Source organism: Methanoregula sp. (assembly GCA_041645435.1).
GTDB lineage: Archaea > Halobacteriota > Methanomicrobia > Methanomicrobiales > Methanospirillaceae > Methanoregula.
Genome location: JBAZQB010000006.1, coordinates 125949 through 146600, shown reverse-complemented (window position 1 = coordinate 146600; position 20652 = coordinate 125949). Strand labels below are relative to the sequence as shown.

The window sequence follows — 20652 nt, the reverse complement described above, 5'->3', positions numbered from 1 at the left end:
ACAGAAAAATTATTCGAGTTTGATAAATATCGTACCGCCGGGTAATGCTTTGCATTTTGTGATCTGGTTCGTTATCGCTGCATTCGCATCCTCTGCACCTGCCACGATCTGTATGTCAAAGCATTTTCCCGGGGGCCATAACGCTGTATCCGATGTGGACAGGGTATTTTGATTCGTTACTTCGAACACCTTGGAAGAGATGAATACCAGTCCGCCGGGGACGGTCTTCCATTGCGGATCTCCCGTCACCCGGTACAGGATCGCTTCCTGAACGGTTTTATCGCCATCATAGGTAGTGTTCCACTTTACCGTCCAGGCATTCGGATCAGGATTTACCCCTTCAACGAATGAGAGATTATCTACCCGGAGCGTTTTGCTGCCAAAACCGGTATTCACGATACTCTCCCGGACCCTGCACTGCATGGCAGGAATGAACCCCGTCTGGGTCTCACCCGTTGCCGCATCGGTAAACGACAGGGTTGAACTGCCGAGGCCAAACAGGTTGATATTCCCTGCCTTGGTCATGTTCAGTTGGAAGGTTGCACTCCATGTTTCGTTCAGCTTGATCGTGCCGACATCAAAGGCCATGGTACGGCTATTCCAGGCAGCTTCATCGTTACGGGTTTCACTGAAAAGCTGATTGTAGACACCATACTTGGTGATGTTGGATTTGTTGATGTATGTCGAGTACCCCTCGTGGTACTCATAATCCATATAATCCGTAATGTCAAGGTCCGGGTTGTCATTGATGTTTACGGTCCCGAAATCCAGATCTACCTGAGTCTCGCCACCTGCCGTTTCCTGCAGCTGCCCGGCAATAGTTGTGTAGACATCGATCAGCTCCGATCCGGTTGATGCATGGAAGTGTTGACCTCCGGTAGCATTCGAAAGAATTTCCATTGTTTTCCAGGTTTCCGATGTACTGGAAATATCGGAACCAAATGAAATCGTGTAGATTCGGATTGTGTTTTCCTGGGCGTAACGGGACATGTTCTGGTTGGTGAATACATTCGCATTATTGACATTGACAGAACCACCCAGTCCGGAAAAATAGGTGTGACGAGTAATGTATGTCGAGGTCCAGGTATAGTAACGGCCACCACCATCTGTATGAGTTGCATCATATCCGGTTCCCCGTGCCAAAGGATCCCCGTAGTAATTGTATTCTCCATCCGACATCAGGATAATAGCCTGGATTGTCTTGGGGTTCGGATTTCTGTGTGCAACCACATCCTCAATCGCGGTTTTGAGCGCGGAGCGCGTACCGGTGTACATAACCGGCTGTATATTATTGATGCCGTTAGTAACGTCACTAAAAACCGTTGACAGGTTAGAATCAACACTGGCACTGGTACTGTATGAGACCAGTCCTACCTGATCTGATGCCGGGTTCATTTTCCCGACGAAGGTAGTAGCTGCCTGCTTTGCCCAGTACAATCTTGTCTGACCATCCATTGCCCCATTCATACTCAACGACTTGTCAATTACCAGTTCTGCGTCGATGGGTTTTGGCATGAGCGCCGCGCCATCGCCAAAAAGTCGTATGGTGATGTTAATCTTGTCCCCCACCTGGGAGTTCCCACAGTCTCCTAATGATGAAGTGCCGACGTAGGGATAATTCTTCCAGACCAGCGTGATATCCCGGGTAAATGCGACACCGGACTGGTTCGTCCACGTTGCTGTCACAACAACCTGCCCGGTGGCTGTGGCATTATATCCCGCAATATCATATGTTTTGAATGCTCCCGGGCTGAACTCTACGGTTGCATATCCGCTGGCATCATCCACAGGCGCTGATAAGGCAGAGAGACTGGGGAAGGTAGTATTAACATAGGGCCAGGGCCCGGGATAGGTGGCATCAGCAAGCGAAAAGTGGACAACCTCACCGCTTACCGGGTTCCCCTTGATATCAATCACCCGTGCCTTAAGAACGGCCCGGGTCGAGGGATCTACATCAAGACTCGCCATAGACTGCGGATTTCCGGTAAATGTCAGGTCTACAGGATCGGTATTGTAATATTCAATATCCTGGCTGCAATTCCCGACAGTTCCGGCATTTATTCCCGTGCACACAGCGCTTGTATTCCCGAGAGGGATCGCCCTGAGGGAATAAATACCGGTCGTTTCTTTCGGGCCAAAAGAGATTCTTAACCGCCCCCAGGTATTTGTGGGTGCAGTCACGCTCATACCATCTGTTGAATCGCAATATACGGATGCCCCGGTTATCGGGTTGTGGTATTTATCGGTCACGGTGTAATAAATTTCTACGGCGTGTGCCGGGTCCCCGTCTGCAGGAAGGCTTGAACCGGGACTGGCTGGGGTCTGCGCAATATAATGGGGTTCACTTTCCGCCACACCCAGAATATACGCGGCCGGGGGAACCACGATATTTCCGATAGGATCCATCTGGATATAATTACTTTTCACCGTGGTAGATATCCTGAGATCGGCAGATACGTTGCCCTCTGCATCCATTGAATAGGTTTTCAGGGAAATATAATTCAGACCCTCCTGTAATCCTGCGCCACCTTCATCCGCCATAGTGAGACGGATGGTTTCTGCAGTATTTTTATTATCTATGCGATTGCCCCAGCGATCGACAAGGGTGACATTTACCCGGGTTATTGAACCTACCGGTAACGCGGCAGGGTTTTCAAAAGTTGCCCCCTGGGGCGTATCGTGATCGATCCGCTGGAACGTGGAGACCTGAACCGAAGTTGTACTACCATCGTTATAAGAGATGGATGCAATTATGGTGGCATTACCGCTTTTTTTGCTTGTCGTGAAGACTGCGGTTGCTTTACCATCAGCACCGGTTTGGACAGATGCCGGGGTTACCGGAGAGATCGTGCCCAAATCCTGAGAACCAGAATCAAGAGAGAAGGTGACGGTTGCACCCATGACGGGAGTTGCGGGGGTGCCCGCCGCCAGTGCATCAACGCTGATCGTCGATTGGTCATTCCCATCATTTGCGATGAGCCAGCCCGGATTGCTGCTGCTGATGGTTGACGGAGAAAGGTCAAGTGCAGCTGCAGAACCTATGAGCAGAACAAGACAGAAAATTACTAAAAATCTTCGTTCCACTACCATACCAATCACATTGAGAGGGTATTTAGCATGCAACAATATATATAATTTTCTAATTTTAAAATCGCTTTAAAAATACCCGGAATCTGAAAATAAGATGTATTTAACCGGAAACTTTGAATTTTTAGCTTTTCTGCGAGGGATCAAAAGCCCAGGAATAATTACCGGGTTGGATCAAACGGAAAATTCCCTTGCCGAGCGATGCATACAGACCCATTTCACACAGTTGGATTCGATAAACGGGATGCAATAAACGACTGAATCTGTGCAGTTGACTTCTCACGGATTAAGCAACTATTTTTTTTTAATAATCCCGTGTGTTTTTCTTCCTCAAATCCCGTTCTTTTTTCCAATTCGATTATTAAGAAGAAATTTACCCGATCCGGCTAACCCAAGATTTATATTCGCCCTTCATCCTATAAACCATGGGGCAACTTCATGAGAAAATGGGCATATGGTTTTTTTTTCCTGCTGCTGGTTGTAGCCATCGTTGTCATGATGGGGGGAAACCCGCTTTCTTTTTTCAATCCGTCACCACAAGCCACCCACACAAAAGTCGATGCCGGTTTTGTCATTCTCAACCAATCCGATGAGTTCGCGAGAGTGAATTTTGAAGACATTGCTCCAAACGTCCCGTATGCAGGGATCAACCGGGAAGACAATATAGCTGAAAATATTACGGAAACGACACACATTCAGCTGATCCGGGGATATAATCTGGATGCAACGGGAAACGCAAGCAGCTGGATCTTCGTTGTCCGGCAACCGGAACAGGTATCGCTGGTAACCTACGATCATTCTGGTGAAAAGGTGAATGCCTGGCAGGGATGGTACCCGGAAAAAGAGATCATAACCAGCCAGATAGTTACACCACGGGAGCTCTTTGAAAAGAACCGGGAGCAGATTTTCCCGGCACCACTGGCGATCACTTCCGGGTCAAGAGAACTTGCCCTGGCAGAAGGTACCTATTATCTCACCATAACCGGCCAGGGAAACACAAGGCACCTCGTATTCGATGCAAAGACAGGGGCGTTGATATCATCAAATGACTGACGATTCCGGGATAATATCGATAGACTTTCTGGCAGGTTTCACCATCTTCCTGATTGCCTTTATCTGGGTGGCAACCATGATACCGGGGCTGTTTATCGGCATTCAGTCACCTACGATAGATTACGATGCCGTCGCCTACCGGACGGGAGTGATTCTTGCAGAGGATCCGGGGGCTGTCGGACCGCTGGTAACCGGTAACCAGCCATGGGAGATCCAGAATGACAAACGTGATGTTGCACGATTTGGTCTTGCGGTCTCAAAAGAAACCCCCCGCATTCTCGATGAAAAAAAGGTGAATCGTTTTTTCTGCCTCACGGCTTTTTCCTATCCGGAAGATTATCAGAAACGGGTGATCTTCGGCGACTATCCCTACCAGTTCAATATTTCCCTCAGGGCGGTCGGGGAGGATACCCCCCGGTTTGTCGGCGATGTTGTTCCGGACAATTACCCGTACGGGTATATCCGCAGGGATGTGAAAATCAAGGGTTCAAGCAATACAACGATTGGGGAGAAATTGATCGAGGCGCATGGCTACAAGAATACCGAGAATGTAACAAAAAACGAATTCAGAATTGTGATCAATTCATCACACCTCCTTACCGGTAATGTAGGTGAAATTGACGATCCAAACGGGGATATTATGTACCGGATCAACCCGACCGGTGATCGAATTGTTATCAATATTACTGATCTGGATAAGACACGAAATACGGTTGCACATCCCACTATGCCTAAAGTCAATTTGTCAGGAGTAAAATTCTACCAGACGCACACCGGGGATTCGAACCTCTATGTCTTTTCACCGGTAGCGGCATTTGAGAATTATACCTATGTTAACTGGAGTGCTGTTGCGGTAAAACCCCCAGTTAATATCACGGATAGCAATCTCTCGATGGTTTTTGAACCGGGGTTTTTCTCCAGTACGGATAAGTACGGTGCGATCTACATCAACCTGACTTTTGAACTGGATCCTCCCCAGCAGTACCTGAATAACACCCGTACCCGTCCCTTTGATTACAATTACTATCCCGCAAATGTTACACAACCCGTCCTGACTGACGCGGTCATGGAGGTGGCAGTGTGGTAAACACGGGGGGGCAGCTGTATACCATCGAGGGTGTTGCCGCGGGCCTGATCATGCTCCTTACCGCGTTTATCGTAGTCAACAGCACATCTGTGTATACGTCAGGGGACACGCATATCAGCGATATGCAGATTGAAGTGATCGGGAGTGATGCCCTGGGCCTGATGAATACTGCACCCAACAGTACGCCTGGCAAGAGCCCGCTCCAGTTAATGGTTGAAAATAATGATAAGGACGCATTCGTCAGGATGTTTAATGATACGGTGAACAACAGGACCCTACAGAAACGGGATAGTATCCAGTTCATGGCAAATGTAACCTATGTGAAACCGGATAACACTCTCAATATGAGTACACCCCTTGGCAGGTCCCGCAGTCTGACCGGGGGAGAACATGCCGTGCGTGTTTCCCAGTGGGTGATTGTAGAGTCGAAGATTCCCGAATCAGGCACTATACGCAAACGCGCTGAACTCGTGGAGGTGCTCTTATGGCGGGATTAAAAGACGATGCACAGTGGATCGTGCTCATGGGATTTGTCGTGAGTTTCAGCCTGTTCTTTATTGCGATAGTGCTCAACCAGTCAACAGTAGTGGGGCAGACAACGGCAGAATCGGTATTGGAATTCCCGAAAAACGATATCCGGGGAGTAAGGGATGTGATCATTCAGTCAGCATTCCTGGATGACGATGTTGGGCATGTATTTGATAACCAGACACATGTACAGAATGAGATCCGAATCCTTTCTTTGAGCAGGCAGGATTCCGTAGTGAATTTCTCGACCACACAACCCACGGTGAGTAATCCCTATACCTATGTCGATATTCATTACCGCAACGGGGTGACCGAATACAATGAGATCTGGAGATCAAAATAGAAGATACCATCTGTGCCACGATGCCGGTGCTGCAACAATGCTGGGATACATCATTATATCGGGGATTCTCATGGTCCTCTTCGTTGTCCTGCTCCTTCTCATAAATGCGAATTTTATGGAGGGGCCCGCAAATACCCTTACATATTCAGCATTTACCGATATCAGTAACGGCGTCTCCACCCGGATCGTTGACATCTATGCCATTGCCCCCGAAACGGGAAATATTACCTCACGGTTTGACATCCCGGATGATATCGCGGGACGGGGATATGTTGTTGAGATAGGCAATACTGCCGGTGATGATCCAACAGCCCAGACCGTAACGATATCGAGAGATACGATTATCACCAACGTGGCAATCGCCGGAATCGGTTCGACACGAAGGGCCGGGGGGAATACCTCGGGGGCAGGTATGAACAGGATAAGTTATGATTCCGGAGGATTTTAATGACGGGCCGTAGCAGGGGGAAATCCGGTACTTCAGGGGTGTCCGAATCAATCGGATTCTTACTCATCTTTACGATAGTGATCACCGGGATCGGCTTAGTAACCCTGTACGGATACCCGATGCTGCTGCAACAGCAGATAAGCGCAGATGAACAGATCATGGAAAAGAACATGATCGTGTTGCAGAACGATGTGAAAAGTCTCGCGTACAAGACCGTGCCATACAAGGAAACGGCCCTTAAGGTCGGGGGCGGGACACTTACCGTATACAATTCGAGTTCTTTACCCTCAACTTCATCGATAAAGATCTACGATAGTGGTACCATTTACGTTGATGCATTCAGGTCTGGAGATTTAATGTACTCCTCTGATTCGACCGGCACAGACATCTCCCTTCAGAACGGAGCGGTTGTCCTGCGACTGCACGCGGAGCCGGGATCGGTGATGCTCGCTGAGCCCCGGTGGTTCTATGACAGTCAGACAAAAACCATGGTTATCAATCTCGTAAATATCACCAGCATAACAGAGCAATCACTGGCGGGGGTTGGCACTGTACAGATGGCTTTGGGTGAGACCCTATACCAGAAAACAGATACGCCCCCCCTTGTATCTCCTGTATACTTTGAATATACTCCTGATCCGGTGCAGGATTACTCGATAGCCTGGGACAACTACTTTAAAAACACCCTGGGAATGACACTGATAAGTGGAACACCGGGGACGGGAGGGATGGTGAAGTATCAACTGCCACCCACCACTACATTGGTTATCAAACAATACGAAGTGAATATCAGATCACTCTGATCTTTTTTCTGACAGGCAGATCCGTTGAAAAAGATAGAAGGGACTTTACCACACACAAAAATACTGATGAGGGGATTAATGCAGGTATTGTCGACCTTTTTTTCTGTTGAAACGCATATAAACGGTGTTCACTCCTGAACCATGAAAACGCTCACGATGCCTGCGGCCACAGGCACACAGAATGAAAATGGAAGTTCCATTTCCATATTAAATTGTAAAAAAAAGGATGGCTCCCGCCCCAGGGCCTGCTATGGATATCTTGTATCCATGGGTCCCTGTGGCCCGACGGCCATGTATACTCTCTCCGAGGCACGGCGGGGCAGTGATTTTTCAAGAGTCTGCTTTTTAGTCACTGATCTGCCGCGGGGGTGCCCCGTCGGGGGCGGCGGCGTTCATCACAACTAATTGAGAAGGTATGAACAATCCTGAATCACATCTGTCTATTCAATTTTCAGGAAAAATTTATGAAAGACCTTCGGACGATGCACATCAAGAGCAGGAAACTGCTGTTTGTGATAGATTGCATCCCTGAGAATCTACAACGGTTCACTGAACGCCGGGAACAATCTCATCCCCGTCACTGCACGTGAGGCAGTGCGAGCAGGATCATCATCCCCACACCAAAGCAGACAATCAGCAATCCGGATATCCGGTTGATCAGCTTCAGGTGCCCGGCACTGATGCGGGAACGCACGGAGCCAATAGAGCCACAGAGAACGATCCACCAGAGTGTCGAACCGAAAAACACCCCGCCAACAAACTCCGTTGCGGAAAGAACAGAATTTTCATGAAATACCACGCCAAAGCCGGGCAGGATGGCAACAAAGAAGATAAGTGTCAGGGGATTTGCAATCGCAATGACCACCATTGACAGGTAATCCTTAAAGTATGTCTCGTGCTCGGTTTTCACGCTCAGGGGTGCAGGTATCGTGAGGAAGATTCGTATTCCCACCAGGATAAGAACCAGACCGGCTGCAAGACGGAGGGAGAACTGGTAGGCGATGAACAGCCCGGAAATGGCGGTCAGGCCGAAGAAGGTGACTCCGGCATAAAAAGAATCTGCGGTTGCCACACCGATTCCCGATATGATCCCATGGAGCCTGCCATCGGCAATCGCCCGCTGGATGCACAGGAGAGCAATCGGACCAACCGGTACGGCAAGGGTGAGACCGATGATCATTCCCTGGATAAATACGCTGGTATCCACGTGTGCACCTGCCGGGTCTTATTCCCCGGTTGACCGGACGATGAGTACGACACTGCTGACCGGATTTTCCTGAACGGGCAGCTCACGGGTCCGATCCCGGGGGCTGTATTCCTACCATACATTCCTCTTTACCGATGTTGAGGGTTTCGGTACAATCTCATCCGTGCAGAGTTGGATTATCTGGTGTAGATCTGAATCTATCTTTTAGGAAAGAGGAGGCTGCTTATGAGAGAGAAATTCTCATACGAGTTCCTCTCGCTCGTGCGGGGGTTGACATTGGATCCTTCGAAGATCCAGTCCCCATCAGAATTATCCCTGCTTGCAACCAGTTGTCCCATGATTCATTTATTTTTAGTCCAGTCGGGAAATGCAAAACAGAAAAAGACAACCGCGAGAAGGGGTATCTCACAGGATAACAACGGAACTATGGGAAATGAGAACATGCGGGGAGCCGGATTCGAACCGACGAACTCCTTCGAGAATAGATCTTGAGTCTATCGCCGTTGGCCAGGCTTGGCTATCCCCGCTTGGTGTGGGATAATGTTGGTGAAGGGAATAAATAAGCTCACCTGATCCGACGGGGCGGTATCGTTCTATCCGGCGGGTTACAATTATTCCCTGTGCCCGTTGACCGGCTCCATGATCGAACAGTGTTTGCATTCTTCGCACTCGACCTCCAGCGTGGAATGGTGAATGTGATACTTTTCCAGCCGCTTTCTGATCTCCTGCTTCATCTCCCCGATTTTAACCACATCCGGTTCACAGGAATAGATATGGGCGTCGAGCACGTGGATATCGGAGCTGAGGCTCCAGATGTGGACGTGGTGCACACCGGCAACTCCCTCAACTGCCGTCATATCTGCAATGAGCGCGTCAAAGTCCACAGATCCCGGTGCGAACTGGAGGAGGATTGCAATAGTCTCGCGCAGGATGCCGGCAGCCGAGACAATGATCAGGACCGCGATGAATCCCGAAAGGATGGGATCGACGAGCACCTGCCCGGTAAACGCGATCCAGACTGCTGCGGCAATCACCGCAACCGAAGAAACCGCGTCACCGATTACATGCAAAAAGGCACTCTTCACATTCAGGTTGTGGCTTCCGTGCAGCAGGAACGCAACAGCTATATTGGCAATAAGACCGGTCACGGCAACAGCACCCATGAGACCGCTCTCAATCGGTGCGGGGTTCAGCAACCGCTGCCAGGCTTCCCATAAGATGATCCCGCTTACTGCCATCAGCAGCAGGGAATTGATAAAGGCTGCAAAAATCTCCGCCCGCAGGAACCCGTACGTCCGTTCCTTGGAGGGGAGCTGTGTTGAGAGCGTGATCGCTCCCAGAGAAAGGATGAGCGCCAGTACGTCGCTGAACATGTGGCCGGCATCGCTGACCAGCGCAAGCGAACCCGAGATCATGCCACCAGCGAGTTCGACGATAAAAAAGAGGGCTGTGATGGCCAGTGCTAACTGCAGATTTTTCTTATAATCCCGGTGCGTGTGGACCATGCTCTGCCTGCATGGATGTTGGCGGGGTGATAAAAAAAGATGCAGGTCAGGGATCATACGGTCAGCAATACTGAGAGAATCCAAAAAGGGAGGACCATTACAGGCTCCTCATAATTGATGGAAACAGGACGGGGTCTTGTATCACATGAAATCCGCCAAGCCCAGCTGCTGCTCTTTCTCCTCGCCAAACGTGGACTGGATGGCAAGGTCGATAACCTCGACCCGCTGCTTGGTGTACTCCGAGACCTTGTATTTCCGGCAGATCTCCCGTGACATCTCAAGATATTTCTTCACCGAGCCTTCGTGCACCGTGGGGATGATGTTGCCATTGCACGGGTGCTTGCCCTTGAACTTGACGCACTTGCCGGCAAGCGGCATCCGGCGGTAGCTCGTGTTGCACTTCGTGCACCGGAACTTCTGCTTCGAGAACGCCGACAGGTTGCCCATCAGGTCGCGGATGAAATGCGTGTTGAGCACCCGCTCGGCCACATCGTCGGCATCGACCGCCCGGATCTTCTCTGCCAGCACCAGTTCGGCCTCGAGCTTGTCAGTCATCGTCTTGAGCTGGGTGTACATCGATTCGATAGGGCCTGCCGAGATATCCGACGTGTCGTGGGTGAACTGGAATCCCTCGAGCTGGGCGGGAGTGCCGATCCGGTTCTCAACCCGGTCGATGAGTTTCACAATCGTCTTTGGCTCGATATAATTGAGTGCCCCTGTGTACACCTCGATCGGGTAATGGTCGCAGACATCGACGTTCAGGGCTTCCTTGTCGATCTGGGCAGGATCGATCCGGCTCGTCAGCACAAGCGGGGCATCCATCGACCCGCCCCGGTTCTGGGGCAGGAACGAGCGCGAGAAGTTGATCAGCCCGTCGAGCAGCAGCATGATGCAGTCCTCATCCCCGTCGCACTGTCCGGTGAAGATGCCGTTTGCGACCAGCGTATGGTCATCGGCAACAGTCAGGCAGTAGACCCGCTCGTCAGGTGCCGGCACAATGTCGATGGCCCGGATGCGGTCCGAGATCACGTTCATCCCCTCCAGCACCGGCACTGCGTCCCCGACCTTGAGTTCGAGCGCCCGGATCTTCCGGAGGTATGCGGTGTCCCAAACGAGCATCGCGTGATCGGGCGTGACAGCGATATCCTTGCCCATTGCCGTCGTGATCCGGAGCAGGGTAGCCGGGGAGCGGTGGATGGAGACCGTAGTGACCTTCCGGAGGTGCATCACGCCGTTTGTATCGATGGTGCGGGTATAATACGGGCGGGCCGGGTCCGAGTAGTAGGTGCCGAGCTGGTCGATGCCCGGGCGACTCACGTCGAAGTTTTCCAGCACAAACTTCCGGATCGGGTGCCGGGTCCATGACTTCCTGTCATATACCTCGATCAAGGTATCGCCAAAGAAGCAGTTGCGCCGCTTGGCGGCATGGAAGAACGGGTGGGCATAGCCAACGTCCGCTCGGGTGAACCCGATGATCCGGGCAAGCACCCCGGCACTCGTATGCGGGGCAAGGCCTATGACGAGATGCCCCACGAGATCGTCGGGTTTCTCGATGTTGTAGAACGGGGGAAGGCCGTAGACTTTCACGAGCAGGTCGTCCATGAACTTTGCCACACTCACCATATACTCGGCGCAGGAATCCGAGACAAGGAGATCCTGTGCATGGAGTTCGACCACCTGCTTACCGTTCTGGAGATCGTACCCGTGCGTGTCCCTGGTGTAGCCCAGCGAGCGGAGTTTCTCGACCGGTACCCGCACCTCATCGGGCCGGATGTGGGTGAGCGGCAGGTCGATCATGTCAAACCGGGTGGTCCCGTCCTTAAAGACCCAGATGTTCCGTATCCCCCGCAATACTCCCTTCTCCATCGCCTCGACAGATTTCTCCTTCGAGATCATGCCCTTGACGCCCTTGACGAGCGCGACGGCATCGGTCTTCATCCCGAGGCGGGCCATCACCCTGGCATATTCCCCTTTCACATCCAGTTTGAGCCGCTGGGAGCAGGTGGCCTGGCCGTCACAGCCGGGACACCGGGGCAGAGTGGTCTCCCTGCCGCATTTGGTGCAGGTGAAGACCGCAACCGTATGTCCCCCGCACTTGTCGCACCGGTTGAGATAGGTCATCTCCTGGCACTCGGAGCAGCGCCTGCGGCCAACTTCGATCTCGATGATCCCGCATTCCTTCTGGATGCCGATCTCGGTATCGTTCTGGTCCTCCTGTTCGATATGGGAGGACGCAGACTGGAACGAGCGCCGGGCACCCCCGGTATCGCCGAGGGGAAAGAGGACATGCGGGGGAGGATTCATCTTCCGGGGCTTGGATTTGCCCGGTCTCCCCATGCGCCCGCCGATCCGTGTCCCCGAACGGGAACGCATCTTAAAGCCGGAAAGGTGCTGGACGAGAGCAAGCTGGTTAGTATCCGGGGCATTGGTCCAGACCCCGCGTTTTTTCAGGGTATCATCCAGCCCGAGGCAGGCGATGAATGCCCGGTACAGGTGGATCTTCACGCGCCCGTCCCGCACGATATGGGGAAGGAGGAGGGTTTCGAGGATATCCTTGGTCAAGGGTTCAAGCGGGAGCTGGAGATGATCATCGACAATCTTCCCGGTACCCGCAACAGCATCGGCAAGCGTACGGATCTGGTCCAGAGTGATATCGTCCCAGAACCACGTGTATGCGGGATGGAGGTACCCCCCCGCCCGGGCAAAGGCGATAGCCTCCCCCTCATCTTTTGGGGATTTTGTGCCCGGTTCGCTTTCGAGGAGCCACCATTCGTCGCAGTAGCCGGAGGGCACGAGCGGGTGGTTGTTCTCTAAAAATTCCCCGTACGAGATGAGGATCTCGCCCACATCGAGAATCCTCTCGATCGCGGGCTGGAGCCGCTTTGCCGTGGCTTCGTCATCGATCCGGAGAACGTCGCCACCGGTCAGGCGCACGGTCGGGCCTTCGATCGAATCCACCGGCACCACACCGCAGGCCTTGCCCGGCCGCTCGGTCTTCATCTGGGTGCCGGTGGCAAGGAACTCGCCCAGCACATACAGGGTAGCCGGGTGAAAACCGGCAGCGGCAAACCCGGTATTGCGTGAACGGCCGTACCGGAGCCTGAAGCCGCCTTTTCTCATCGGGTAGGCAAAGACCGGTCTCCCGCCGATCAGGTCGCGGAGATACTTGTCCAGCGGCTTGATGCCAACGGTTTTCTCCTCATCGCCGGACTTCGAGGCGCCGGCAATGAGCTTGTCGAGCCAGTCCCAGCCCTCCATCTTCATCTTCTCGACACGGCTCTTGAGCTTGCGGGCCTTGCCGGCGATACCTTCCCCGATAACGAGCGCCATACCCCCCCGCACGGTATTGGTCTCAACCCGCTCGAGGTTCCGGTGCCCGGATACCTCTTCCTGCTCGGTGGCTTCGCCGTCGATGCAGACCGGGCAGTTCTCGATGATGAGCCGGATCTCCGCCTCGCTCGGCAGGTACTGGAGGTTCATGATCGAGTTGTACTGCCGGATCTCCTCGATGTACCGCTCCACTTCTTCCTGCCGGGGGATGTACCGGTTGATACCCAGTTTCTGGCGGACATAATCCCCGACCAGCACCGAGAGTGCCTGTGCTGTCCCGCCGGCACTCCGGATCGGTCCTGCATAGAAGATCATCAGGTACTGGCTGCCATCGTCATTCTTGCCAAGCTCGATCTTTGCAATCCCTTCAGTGGGGGCCGCAACGACACCTTCGGTGAGCAGGGCCATCGCCGTACGGATGGAATGATCGAGAATCTCATCAACAGAGGTCTCCCCGAACTTCCGGGCAACAAAGTCGTCACCGATACGGAGCGCGATCTCCTCACGCGACATCTGCGCTTCGAGTTCGCGGATCCGCACCGCTACCCCTTTGATCCCGAGCAGCGCCTCCACCCGGTCGGCAAGATCGCTGGCTATGGGGATTTCGACATCAAGAGAAGGGTCGAGGCCACGGGAACGGGCTTCCTTTGCTATCGCTATCGCGTGATGCAGACCCTCCATGAGGGACTTTTCATAAGCCTCCATGTCGGGCGAGAGCACTAACATTACCGGTACGATGGTCCGGGAGGAGATTTATCCCTTCGGTTTATCTCATTGCAAAATGCTCATCAGTATTTCGTGGGATAAGGGGAAATCTGAAAATTTACTGATAAGAAATCCATTTTTCCCAGCATTCAATTTTCTCTGGGGCAGTATGGAGGGTGACCCCCTCTCTCCCCCAGAGGGGGAAGCAGCCCAAGGGGAGTATCCCCTTGACCCCCTCGCAGAGTTCCTCTACCTAGACTATTGCAATAGGGTGATGTTCAGGCACGGTCAGAAGTATGAGGTTTTATTCCAGTTCAGGTAATTGATCCGCCGCGGGGGCGCCCCGTCGGGGGCGGCGGCGTTCATCACATCCGGGGGTATGGGGGCATCAGCCCCCATCTTGTAATCCACTCAAAAAAGAGACACAAAACAGAATATCCAGCTCAGCTCTTATCCTCATCGCCCTGGATCTTCTCGACCATCGCGGGCAACCCGGTCTCGCCCATCTGCCAGAGAGTCAGGGAAGCACAGGTGCGGAGTACTGCATCAGCATCGTCCAGCCGCCGTGTGAGGGGTTCAACGGCGGGTTTTCCGATCCGGCAGAGCGCCCGCGAGAGATACCCCCGCAGATCCGCATCATCGCTTCGCATTGCATCGATCAGGGGTTCAATGGCAGGGACACCTGTGTTCCCGAGCGCAGCTGCGGCATAGCGCCGGAAATCCGTTTCCCGGTTCACCCGCATCGCAGCGATCAGCGGGGTGATTGCCGGTATGCCTATACGGGAGAGGGCAACTGCCGCATACCAGCGATGATCATTGTCCGGCGAATTCGCAAGTGCCTTGATCAGGAGTGGGATCGCAGGTTCCCCACAGTCCCCGAGTGCCTGTACCGCTGCATGCCGTATATCAATCGACGGGTCTCCGAGTGCTGCAATGAGTTTGTCGATCTGCTGCTCATCGGACATTTGCGGATCGGTAGGGGGTTTCTGCTGTGCCATGATTACCTCATTTTCTCAGATTGCATTCTTTTTTTGGGGTTCCATCCCGTATCCTGCACACCAGCGGTTCAACCGCCGGGATCAGGATAGCGTCGATTGCATCGGCTATTGCCTGCCGCTCATCATCATCCGCATTCTCGAGGAGCTGGACAAGAGGCTCGATTGCATCTGCGTTTTTCAGCTCCCCGAGTGCAGTCATCACTTCGATACGGGTCTCTCCCTTTGCGCCCTTTAAAAAACCCAGCAGGGGACCAAGAGCAGGAGTGCCGATGGATGCGAGCGCAGCTGCAGCTTCTGCCCTGACCATAGCCTGTTCATCCGCGAGTGCAAGGATCAGCGGTTCAACGGCACTGGCATTTTTAATTTTTCCCAGTGCCAGTGCCGCCCCCCGCCGCGTAGCCGGATCCCCTGATTTAAGTGCTTGGATGAGGTGCCCGACTGCTATTTCACCGATCATGCTGAGTGCATGTGCAGCCCGGCTTCTCACAAACCGGTCGTCATCGGCAAGGAGCGCGATGAGAGGATCGATGGCATCCGGGTTCCCGATCTCACCAAGCGCAATTGCGGCTTTCCAGCGGACATCATCATCCGGGTACTGGAGTGCTGCGATGAGCGGCCCTACTGCAGGATTTCCCAGCTTTGAGAGCGCTTCTGCCGCTTTCCACCGCACACCGCTGAACTCGTCCCGCTTTAATGCAGTGATGAGCGGCCCGACCGCTTTTTCGTCGCCGAGGTTTCCCAGCGCTTCTGCGGCCTCGTACTGGACCTGGGGTTCCTTATGTTCCAACAGGCGGGCAAGACCTGCAATATCCCCTCGCTCCGTGAGTTTTTTTACATCCGGCCTAAGAAGTTCCGCGGGATTGAAACGGTCAAAAAAAGCCAGTTCCACCACAATGGGCACCATAAGGTAAAGGAGGCGTTTCTGCCGGAAAAACCGCGGAATGAATTCCATCTGATGATACGTTAGCAAAGGAGAGATAAATGAATTGTGTGTTGTTCGTCAGGGAGATCGTATCTATCGATGAGAAATTGGTAAACATTTCCATGAGGTTCAATACCACCAGTAAACACTTATCGGAACGAAAATCTCTGTTCCGGAAAGAAAGTACCGCGGTGATTTCAAATCGGGAATAGTTCTCAGTCAGAGAGATGAGAACACCGGTAAGATAGTAACAGGTAATAATTTACGGGCAGATACTGAAAGGCGGTGCATCAATACGAGCAGGATCACTGTTTTGTGATCGGCAATCGAATACCTGCTATTACCAGCGCTCTGCACCGGAACCGGTTATTATGGAACAACTCATGATCGTCAACATCCTGCTCATCTGTATATTTATTCTTGTACTGGTGCTCCCGTTCAAAGTCAAAAGGATAGAAGAGAATCTTGAGGTGTTTCTCTTCACCTGCGGAATTGCTGCACTGAGCGTTGCCACTTTTGCGATTGTGAACGGCGAAACATTCGGATGGACAACGGCAATAGTCCTTGAGGCACTTGCTGCTCCGATCATGATCACAACGGTTGCCGGTATACCCGTAGGTATTGTCCAGATCGTTCTCATCATGGGATTGGTTATTTATTTTGCCCACACGCAGATCCAGGCGGCCATCCAGACCATGGTAAACCGGGTGCCAATCTCCATCATCGTTTTCTTCCTGATCTGTGGTCTTGGTATTGTATCCAGCATTATCTCAGCAATTTTAGCTGCCATCATCCTCGTAGAAATTATCTGCGCCCTCCCGCTCGGACGGCAGGAAAAGATCGGCGTTACGGTGATCTCCTGTTTTTCTATCGGCCTGGGGGCTGCCCTCACACCGCTTGGTGAGCCGCTCTCGACAATCGCCATCTCCAAACTGTCCGGCGATCCGTACCATGCAGGATTTACCTTCCTTCTCGATCTGCTGGGGATCTATGTTATCCCCGGTATCCTTGCACTCGGGATTCTTGGGGTGATTTTCCTGCAGCGGCAGGGTACCGGCACGGAGGGTCTTGAGTGCCGGCTCGTCCGCGAGAGCATCCGCGATGTCGTGATCCGCGCAGGTAAAGTGTACCTGTTCATCATGGCCCTGGTCTTCTTGGGAGAGGGATTCAAGCCGCTCATCCTTGAGTATATCATCCAGATACCATCAGAGGGTCTTTACTGGGTGAATATCGTATCTGCGGTTCTCGACAATGCGACCCTTGCTGCAGCAGAGATCGGGCCGCAACTCAGCCTGATCCAGATTAAAAGCGCACTGATGGGACTTTTAATCGCCGGGGGTATGCTGATTCCCGGCAACATTCCCAATATCATTGCAGCCGGCAAAATGGGGATCACCAGCAAGGAGTGGGCGAGATACGGCTTACCCCTTGGACTTGCCCTGATGCTCATTTTCTTTGCGATCCTTTTCGTGCCCGCGTACCTGGGCATTACCTGAATAACCCCTTTTTCACCTGCACGGTGTTCGCTATCCGTCAATGCGGGGGATTCCTGCCGCAGCATTACAGGCAGTAAAGAATTGCAGAAAAATGCAGGGATAAATCCGAAGACACTCCGCTTTTACCCGAATGTCCCCCCCTGCTTATCGCAGACATTTGAGGAAGAGGAGCCCTGGCAGAATCATGGTTTTCTTTCCCTGACGGGACATAAGAAACTATTTATTCACCTTCGATGGTATAGACCAATTGAATATATCAGGAGGTGTCTCAACGCAATGGCCCAGAATATTTTAACAGCGATTAATGCCCTGAAAAACACGGCTGTTGGGAGATGCCGCCAGCGAATCGAAGAGGCAGCCCAGAAAGCGCGTGAACTACGGGGACGCGGGCAGACGGAAGAGGAGAAGGCGCGATCCGGGGCCGCCACTCCCCAATGCGGGGTTACTTCGATCCTGAAACGCAAGCACGGGCTGTAACGGAGGTAAGGATATGGAAAAGACACTGCTCCAGCAGATTCGGGAAAAAGAACAGGATGTGGCAAAAAAGATAGAAGATGCGAGAGCCGGAACGGAAGCATCAATTGCTGCAGCAAGAACTGATGCAGAAAACCTGTTGTGCACCGCAGATGCCGAAGGAAAAACCGCAGCTGAAGAGGTGTACTGGCGGGAAAAAGGCAGGACCGGGGCCCGGATTGAACAATTGAAACAGGAAACGGGACTTAAAGCAGAAACCGAAGCAGAAAAAGGCAAAAAAAACATTCCCATGGCTGCGGATGCCATTGTACGCTATGTGACCATGAAGTAGCCCGGTAATGTCCGGCAGGGAACCGTATGCTCCAGCAGATGAAAAGAATCCAGGTGATAGGGCCAAAACCGGCATTCAACCATGTCGTTGACCTGTTGTACCAGGAAGGGACACTTCATCTCGAAGATGTATCGCAGTCGGTCTCTCCAAAGGAGATCCCCTTACAAAAAGTGGTACTGGATACCGCAACCGATGTAGCTGAAGTGTTGGGAAAGATCAACGGGATCTTTTCCACACTTCCCAAAGTAACCGATGATACGGCACGCCAGCGGGAAGTCGCACTGTCCATCCGAAAACAGGATCATGAACAGGTCCTGTTGCGCGCGCAGGAAATTATCCGGAAACTTGAGAATACCACCCGGGATCTTGCATCGCGGAAGAGTGAACTTACCTTATCCGTCACGGCCTTAAACCGTTATGCAAAAGTCCTCGATATCCTCCAGCCGCTCGAACGCGAACTGCCCCTGCTGGAGGGATTTGAAGTCACGATCCTCTTAATCTTAAAAGAACACAGCGATGTCGTTGACCTGATAAAAAAGGAACTGGAAACGATCACCAGCAACCAGTTCGAGATGACATCGACAAATGTTGATGCGGATACGATCGCTGCCATCATGGTCTTTAACAAGCGCCATTCCGAACAGGTCCATTCCTTCATTTACTCGGTCAATGTGAACGAGGTGCGCCTGCCCCGGGAATATATGGGAAAACCGTTTTACGAGATGTTTGCCCTGATCGAAGAGAACAAGCTCCGGGCAGCCGATGAGATTAAGAAAATCGATGATGACCAGTTGACCCTTGCATCCGACTGGTACCAGGAACTGGCGATCCTCAAAAAAACCCTTGAGGATATGAACGACGAGCTGGGGGCATTTTCGAATTTTGCCCTGTCGGAATATACCTTCGTCATCATGGGATGGATTCCCAAAAAAAAGGTGCAACAGGTAAAAAAATCCCTGGCAGATGTGTTCTCTGATCGGGTTATCGTAAAAGAACTGGACACAACGGAAAAGGATATGGAAAAAGCGCCGGTCTTTTACGATAATCCCCGCTGGGTAAAACCCTTCGAAGTCATCATGCAGCTCGTCTCCCCTCCCCGGTACCGGGAGATCGATCCCTCCCCGATCCTTGCAATCTTTTTCCCGCTCTTTTTTGGGATCATGGTGGGCGACATCGGGTACGGGATCGTCATTCTTCTCATCGCCCTGCTCATCAAAAAGATGTACGGGGCTATTGCCTTTGCCGCAAGCATGGCAGACATCCTCATCATCTCGTCGATCCCGACCATCATCTTCGGCTGGTTATTCGGAGAATTTTTCGGGGATTTCGGCGAGATCATGGGATGGATTCACCCGGTTCATTTCCTCGGGATCACGTGGAACCGGGTCGAGGCCATGATCCCCATGCTGATCCTTGCGGTCATGATTGGCATCATCCATGTCTTTTTAGGTCTCATCATCGGGATGCGCAATGCGATCATCACCAAGAGCAAAAAGCACCTTGCTGAAAAAGCCGGTATGCTGCTCATGCTCACCGGGCTCATTACCGCGGTCATCATGCTGGCCGGTCTTGCCCCGGAGACGGCGGCCTATCCTGCCGGGATCCTGGTAATTATCGCTCTGCCCCTGATCCTCTTTGGGGCGGGGGTATTCGGGACGATCGAGGTCATGAGTACCGTAGGCAACATCCTCTCCTATGCCCGGCTGATGGCAATCGGGATGGCATCCGTGATCCTTGCCATGGTAGCAAACCGGCTCGGGGAGTCGTTCGAGATCGCGATCATCGGTATCATCGTCGCATTGCTGCTGCACGCACTGAATATTGTGCTTGCCATGTTCAGCCCCTCTATCCATTCAATGCGTCTGCATATCGTGGAGTTCTTCTCGAAGTTTTATACCGGGGGCGGCGTGGTGTACAAACCGTTTAAGAAGGCGGTTGTAGATGAGGTTGTGAGGTAGGTTCCGGAGGGGGTCTGGTTCAGGAGCGGTCCTAGGATATGGGGGCTTCCTGTAATCGTAAGGCAATAGTTTACCATTTGGACCGATGGATGCCGGATTTTTTTATTAAACTTTGGTTAACTTTTTTCAATCAAAGTCCGGTTAAATTTTTTTAATCAAGATCCGATTGAAAATTTTTAGGCAGAGTCTGGTTGAAAAATAGAAATCAAGGTCTGCTGAATTTTTCAAACGATTCCCGGTCCAAAATTTTTCCCCCATCATAGATTTTTTTTAAAAATGCGATCTCAATTCAGATTCTTTAAGATTTCTCCCGACAAAAAAGGTGATAAAAAAATTTCAAAATTGTTTCCGGGAAAATTTTCCCGGTCCCAAAAAAA

Annotated in this window: 18 protein-coding genes and 1 tRNA gene; 11 read left to right on the top strand and 8 right to left on the bottom strand. The window is 52.2% G+C overall.

Translation table 11 applies throughout. The features are described 5' to 3' along the window. Positions 1-9 precede the first annotated feature (9 nt). Positions 10-3090, bottom strand: a complete 3081-nt coding sequence (locus WC593_12980) for a VWA domain-containing protein (protein ID MFA4826059.1) — start codon at positions 3088-3090, stop codon at positions 10-12. Positions 3091-3525: 435 nt separating this feature from the next. Here WC593_12980 and WC593_12975 point away from each other — a divergent pair, with 435 nt between their 5' ends. Genes WC593_12975 through WC593_12950 form a run of 6 tightly spaced genes read left to right on the top strand, consistent with a single transcriptional unit; the run spans position 3526 to position 7349 of the window. Further along, on the top strand, positions 3526-4140 hold the full coding sequence (locus WC593_12975) for a hypothetical protein (GenBank protein ID MFA4826058.1): 615 nt from the start codon (positions 3526-3528) through the stop codon (positions 4138-4140). Next, the gene (locus WC593_12970; GenBank protein ID MFA4826057.1) at positions 4133-5227 is read left to right on the top strand and encodes a hypothetical protein; all 1095 of its coding nucleotides are present in this window, start codon (positions 4133-4135) and stop codon (positions 5225-5227) included. The genes WC593_12975 and WC593_12970 overlap by 8 nt, the downstream gene beginning before the upstream one ends. Next, a complete protein-coding gene (locus WC593_12965) occupies positions 5221-5724 on the top strand; it encodes a hypothetical protein (GenBank protein MFA4826056.1) in 504 nt (167 codons plus the stop codon). Before WC593_12970 ends, WC593_12965 begins: the two co-directional genes overlap by 7 nt. Further along, entirely contained in the window at positions 5712-6098 is a 387-nt protein-coding gene (locus WC593_12960) for a hypothetical protein (protein MFA4826055.1), read from the top strand. The genes WC593_12965 and WC593_12960 overlap by 13 nt, the downstream gene beginning before the upstream one ends. Then, on the top strand, positions 6076-6546 hold the full coding sequence (locus tag WC593_12955; GenBank protein MFA4826054.1) for a hypothetical protein: 471 nt from the start codon (positions 6076-6078) through the stop codon (positions 6544-6546). Before WC593_12960 ends, WC593_12955 begins: the two co-directional genes overlap by 23 nt. After that, positions 6546-7349 carry a hypothetical protein gene (locus tag WC593_12950; GenBank protein MFA4826053.1) on the top strand — a complete coding sequence of 268 codons (804 nt, stop codon included), beginning with the start codon at positions 6546-6548 and terminating at the stop codon, positions 7347-7349. The genes WC593_12955 and WC593_12950 overlap by 1 nt, the downstream gene beginning before the upstream one ends. A gap of 577 nt (positions 7350-7926) precedes the next feature. On the opposite strand, the gene WC593_12945 is transcribed toward WC593_12950, so the two are convergent. The 5 genes from WC593_12945 to WC593_12925 all read right to left on the bottom strand — a co-directional run bounded on the left by WC593_12945 (position 7927) and on the right by WC593_12925 (position 14117). Continuing rightward, positions 7927-8556, bottom strand: a complete 630-nt coding sequence (locus WC593_12945; protein ID MFA4826052.1) for a LysE family transporter — start codon at positions 8554-8556, stop codon at positions 7927-7929. 197 nt (positions 8557-8753) lie between these two features. Continuing rightward, entirely contained in the window at positions 8754-8894 is a 141-nt protein-coding gene (locus WC593_12940; GenBank protein ID MFA4826051.1) for a hypothetical protein, read from the bottom strand. A 104-nt stretch (positions 8895-8998) separates the two neighbouring features. Beyond that, positions 8999-9083: transfer RNA gene (locus WC593_12935), tRNA-Leu, on the bottom strand. Between the two features lie 84 nt (positions 9084-9167). Beyond that, positions 9168-10061, bottom strand: coding sequence for a cation diffusion facilitator family transporter (locus WC593_12930; protein MFA4826050.1), 894 nt, complete (start codon positions 10059-10061; stop codon positions 9168-9170). Positions 10062-10202: 141 nt separating this feature from the next. Then, complete coding sequence (locus tag WC593_12925; GenBank protein MFA4826049.1) at positions 10203-14117, bottom strand: DNA-directed DNA polymerase II large subunit; 3915 nt, start codon at positions 14115-14117, stop codon at positions 10203-10205. 55 nt (positions 14118-14172) lie between these two features. On the opposite strand from WC593_12925, the gene WC593_12920 reads away from it, so the two are divergent. Then, positions 14173-14418 carry a hypothetical protein gene (locus tag WC593_12920; GenBank protein ID MFA4826048.1) on the top strand — a complete coding sequence of 82 codons (246 nt, stop codon included), beginning with the start codon at positions 14173-14175 and terminating at the stop codon, positions 14416-14418. A 121-nt stretch (positions 14419-14539) separates the two neighbouring features. On the opposite strand, the gene WC593_12915 is transcribed toward WC593_12920, so the two are convergent. Together WC593_12915 and WC593_12910 are read right to left on the bottom strand one after the other, a co-directional pair. Then, a complete protein-coding gene (locus WC593_12915) occupies positions 14540-15094 on the bottom strand; it encodes a HEAT repeat domain-containing protein (protein ID MFA4826047.1) in 555 nt (184 codons plus the stop codon). A 7-nt stretch (positions 15095-15101) separates the two neighbouring features. Further along, positions 15102-16046, bottom strand: coding sequence for a HEAT repeat domain-containing protein (locus tag WC593_12910; GenBank protein MFA4826046.1), 945 nt, complete (start codon positions 16044-16046; stop codon positions 15102-15104). Positions 16047-16387: 341 nt separating this feature from the next. Here WC593_12910 and WC593_12905 point away from each other — a divergent pair, with 341 nt between their 5' ends. From WC593_12905 to WC593_12890, 4 genes are all read left to right on the top strand, one after another. Further along, positions 16388-17512, top strand: a complete 1125-nt coding sequence (locus tag WC593_12905; protein MFA4826045.1) for a DUF1646 family protein — start codon at positions 16388-16390, stop codon at positions 17510-17512. A 276-nt stretch (positions 17513-17788) separates the two neighbouring features. Next, on the top strand, positions 17789-17989 hold the full coding sequence (locus WC593_12900) for a hypothetical protein (GenBank protein MFA4826044.1): 201 nt from the start codon (positions 17789-17791) through the stop codon (positions 17987-17989). Between the two features lie 13 nt (positions 17990-18002). Then, a complete protein-coding gene (locus WC593_12895; protein MFA4826043.1) occupies positions 18003-18317 on the top strand; it encodes a V-type ATPase subunit subunit G family protein in 315 nt (104 codons plus the stop codon). A gap of 26 nt (positions 18318-18343) precedes the next feature. Continuing rightward, entirely contained in the window at positions 18344-20275 is a 1932-nt protein-coding gene (locus WC593_12890) for a V-type ATPase 116kDa subunit family protein (protein MFA4826042.1), read from the top strand. The last annotated feature ends 377 nt before the right edge of the window (positions 20276-20652 follow it).

Bases quoted from the DNA above. Each gene is read 5' to 3' on its own strand.
- WC593_12980 (MFA4826059.1), bottom strand. From the start codon at position 3,090: ATGGTAGTGGAACGAAGATTTTTAGTAATTTTCTGTCTTGTTCTGCTC.
- WC593_12975 (MFA4826058.1), top strand. From the start codon at position 3,526: ATGAGAAAATGGGCATATGGTTTTTTTTTCCTGCTGCTGGTTGTAGCC.
- WC593_12970 (MFA4826057.1), top strand. From the start codon at position 4,133: ATGACTGACGATTCCGGGATAATATCGATAGACTTTCTGGCAGGTTTC.
- WC593_12960 (MFA4826055.1), top strand. From the start codon at position 5,712: ATGGCGGGATTAAAAGACGATGCACAGTGGATCGTGCTCATGGGATTT.
- WC593_12955 (MFA4826054.1), top strand. From the start codon at position 6,076: ATGAGATCTGGAGATCAAAATAGAAGATACCATCTGTGCCACGATGCC.
- WC593_12950 (MFA4826053.1), top strand. From the start codon at position 6,546: ATGACGGGCCGTAGCAGGGGGAAATCCGGTACTTCAGGGGTGTCCGAA.
- WC593_12940 (MFA4826051.1), bottom strand. From the start codon at position 8,894: ATGGGACAACTGGTTGCAAGCAGGGATAATTCTGATGGGGACTGGATC.
- WC593_12930 (MFA4826050.1), bottom strand. From the start codon at position 10,061: ATGGTCCACACGCACCGGGATTATAAGAAAAATCTGCAGTTAGCACTG.
- WC593_12925 (MFA4826049.1), bottom strand. From the start codon at position 14,117: ATGTTAGTGCTCTCGCCCGACATGGAGGCTTATGAAAAGTCCCTCATG.
- WC593_12920 (MFA4826048.1), top strand. From the start codon at position 14,173: ATGCTCATCAGTATTTCGTGGGATAAGGGGAAATCTGAAAATTTACTG.
- WC593_12915 (MFA4826047.1), bottom strand. From the start codon at position 15,094: ATGGCACAGCAGAAACCCCCTACCGATCCGCAAATGTCCGATGAGCAG.
- WC593_12910 (MFA4826046.1), bottom strand. From the start codon at position 16,046: ATGGAATTCATTCCGCGGTTTTTCCGGCAGAAACGCCTCCTTTACCTT.
- WC593_12905 (MFA4826045.1), top strand. From the start codon at position 16,388: ATGGAACAACTCATGATCGTCAACATCCTGCTCATCTGTATATTTATT.
- WC593_12900 (MFA4826044.1), top strand. From the start codon at position 17,789: ATGGCCCAGAATATTTTAACAGCGATTAATGCCCTGAAAAACACGGCT.
- WC593_12895 (MFA4826043.1), top strand. From the start codon at position 18,003: ATGGAAAAGACACTGCTCCAGCAGATTCGGGAAAAAGAACAGGATGTG.
- WC593_12890 (MFA4826042.1), top strand. From the start codon at position 18,344: ATGCTCCAGCAGATGAAAAGAATCCAGGTGATAGGGCCAAAACCGGCA.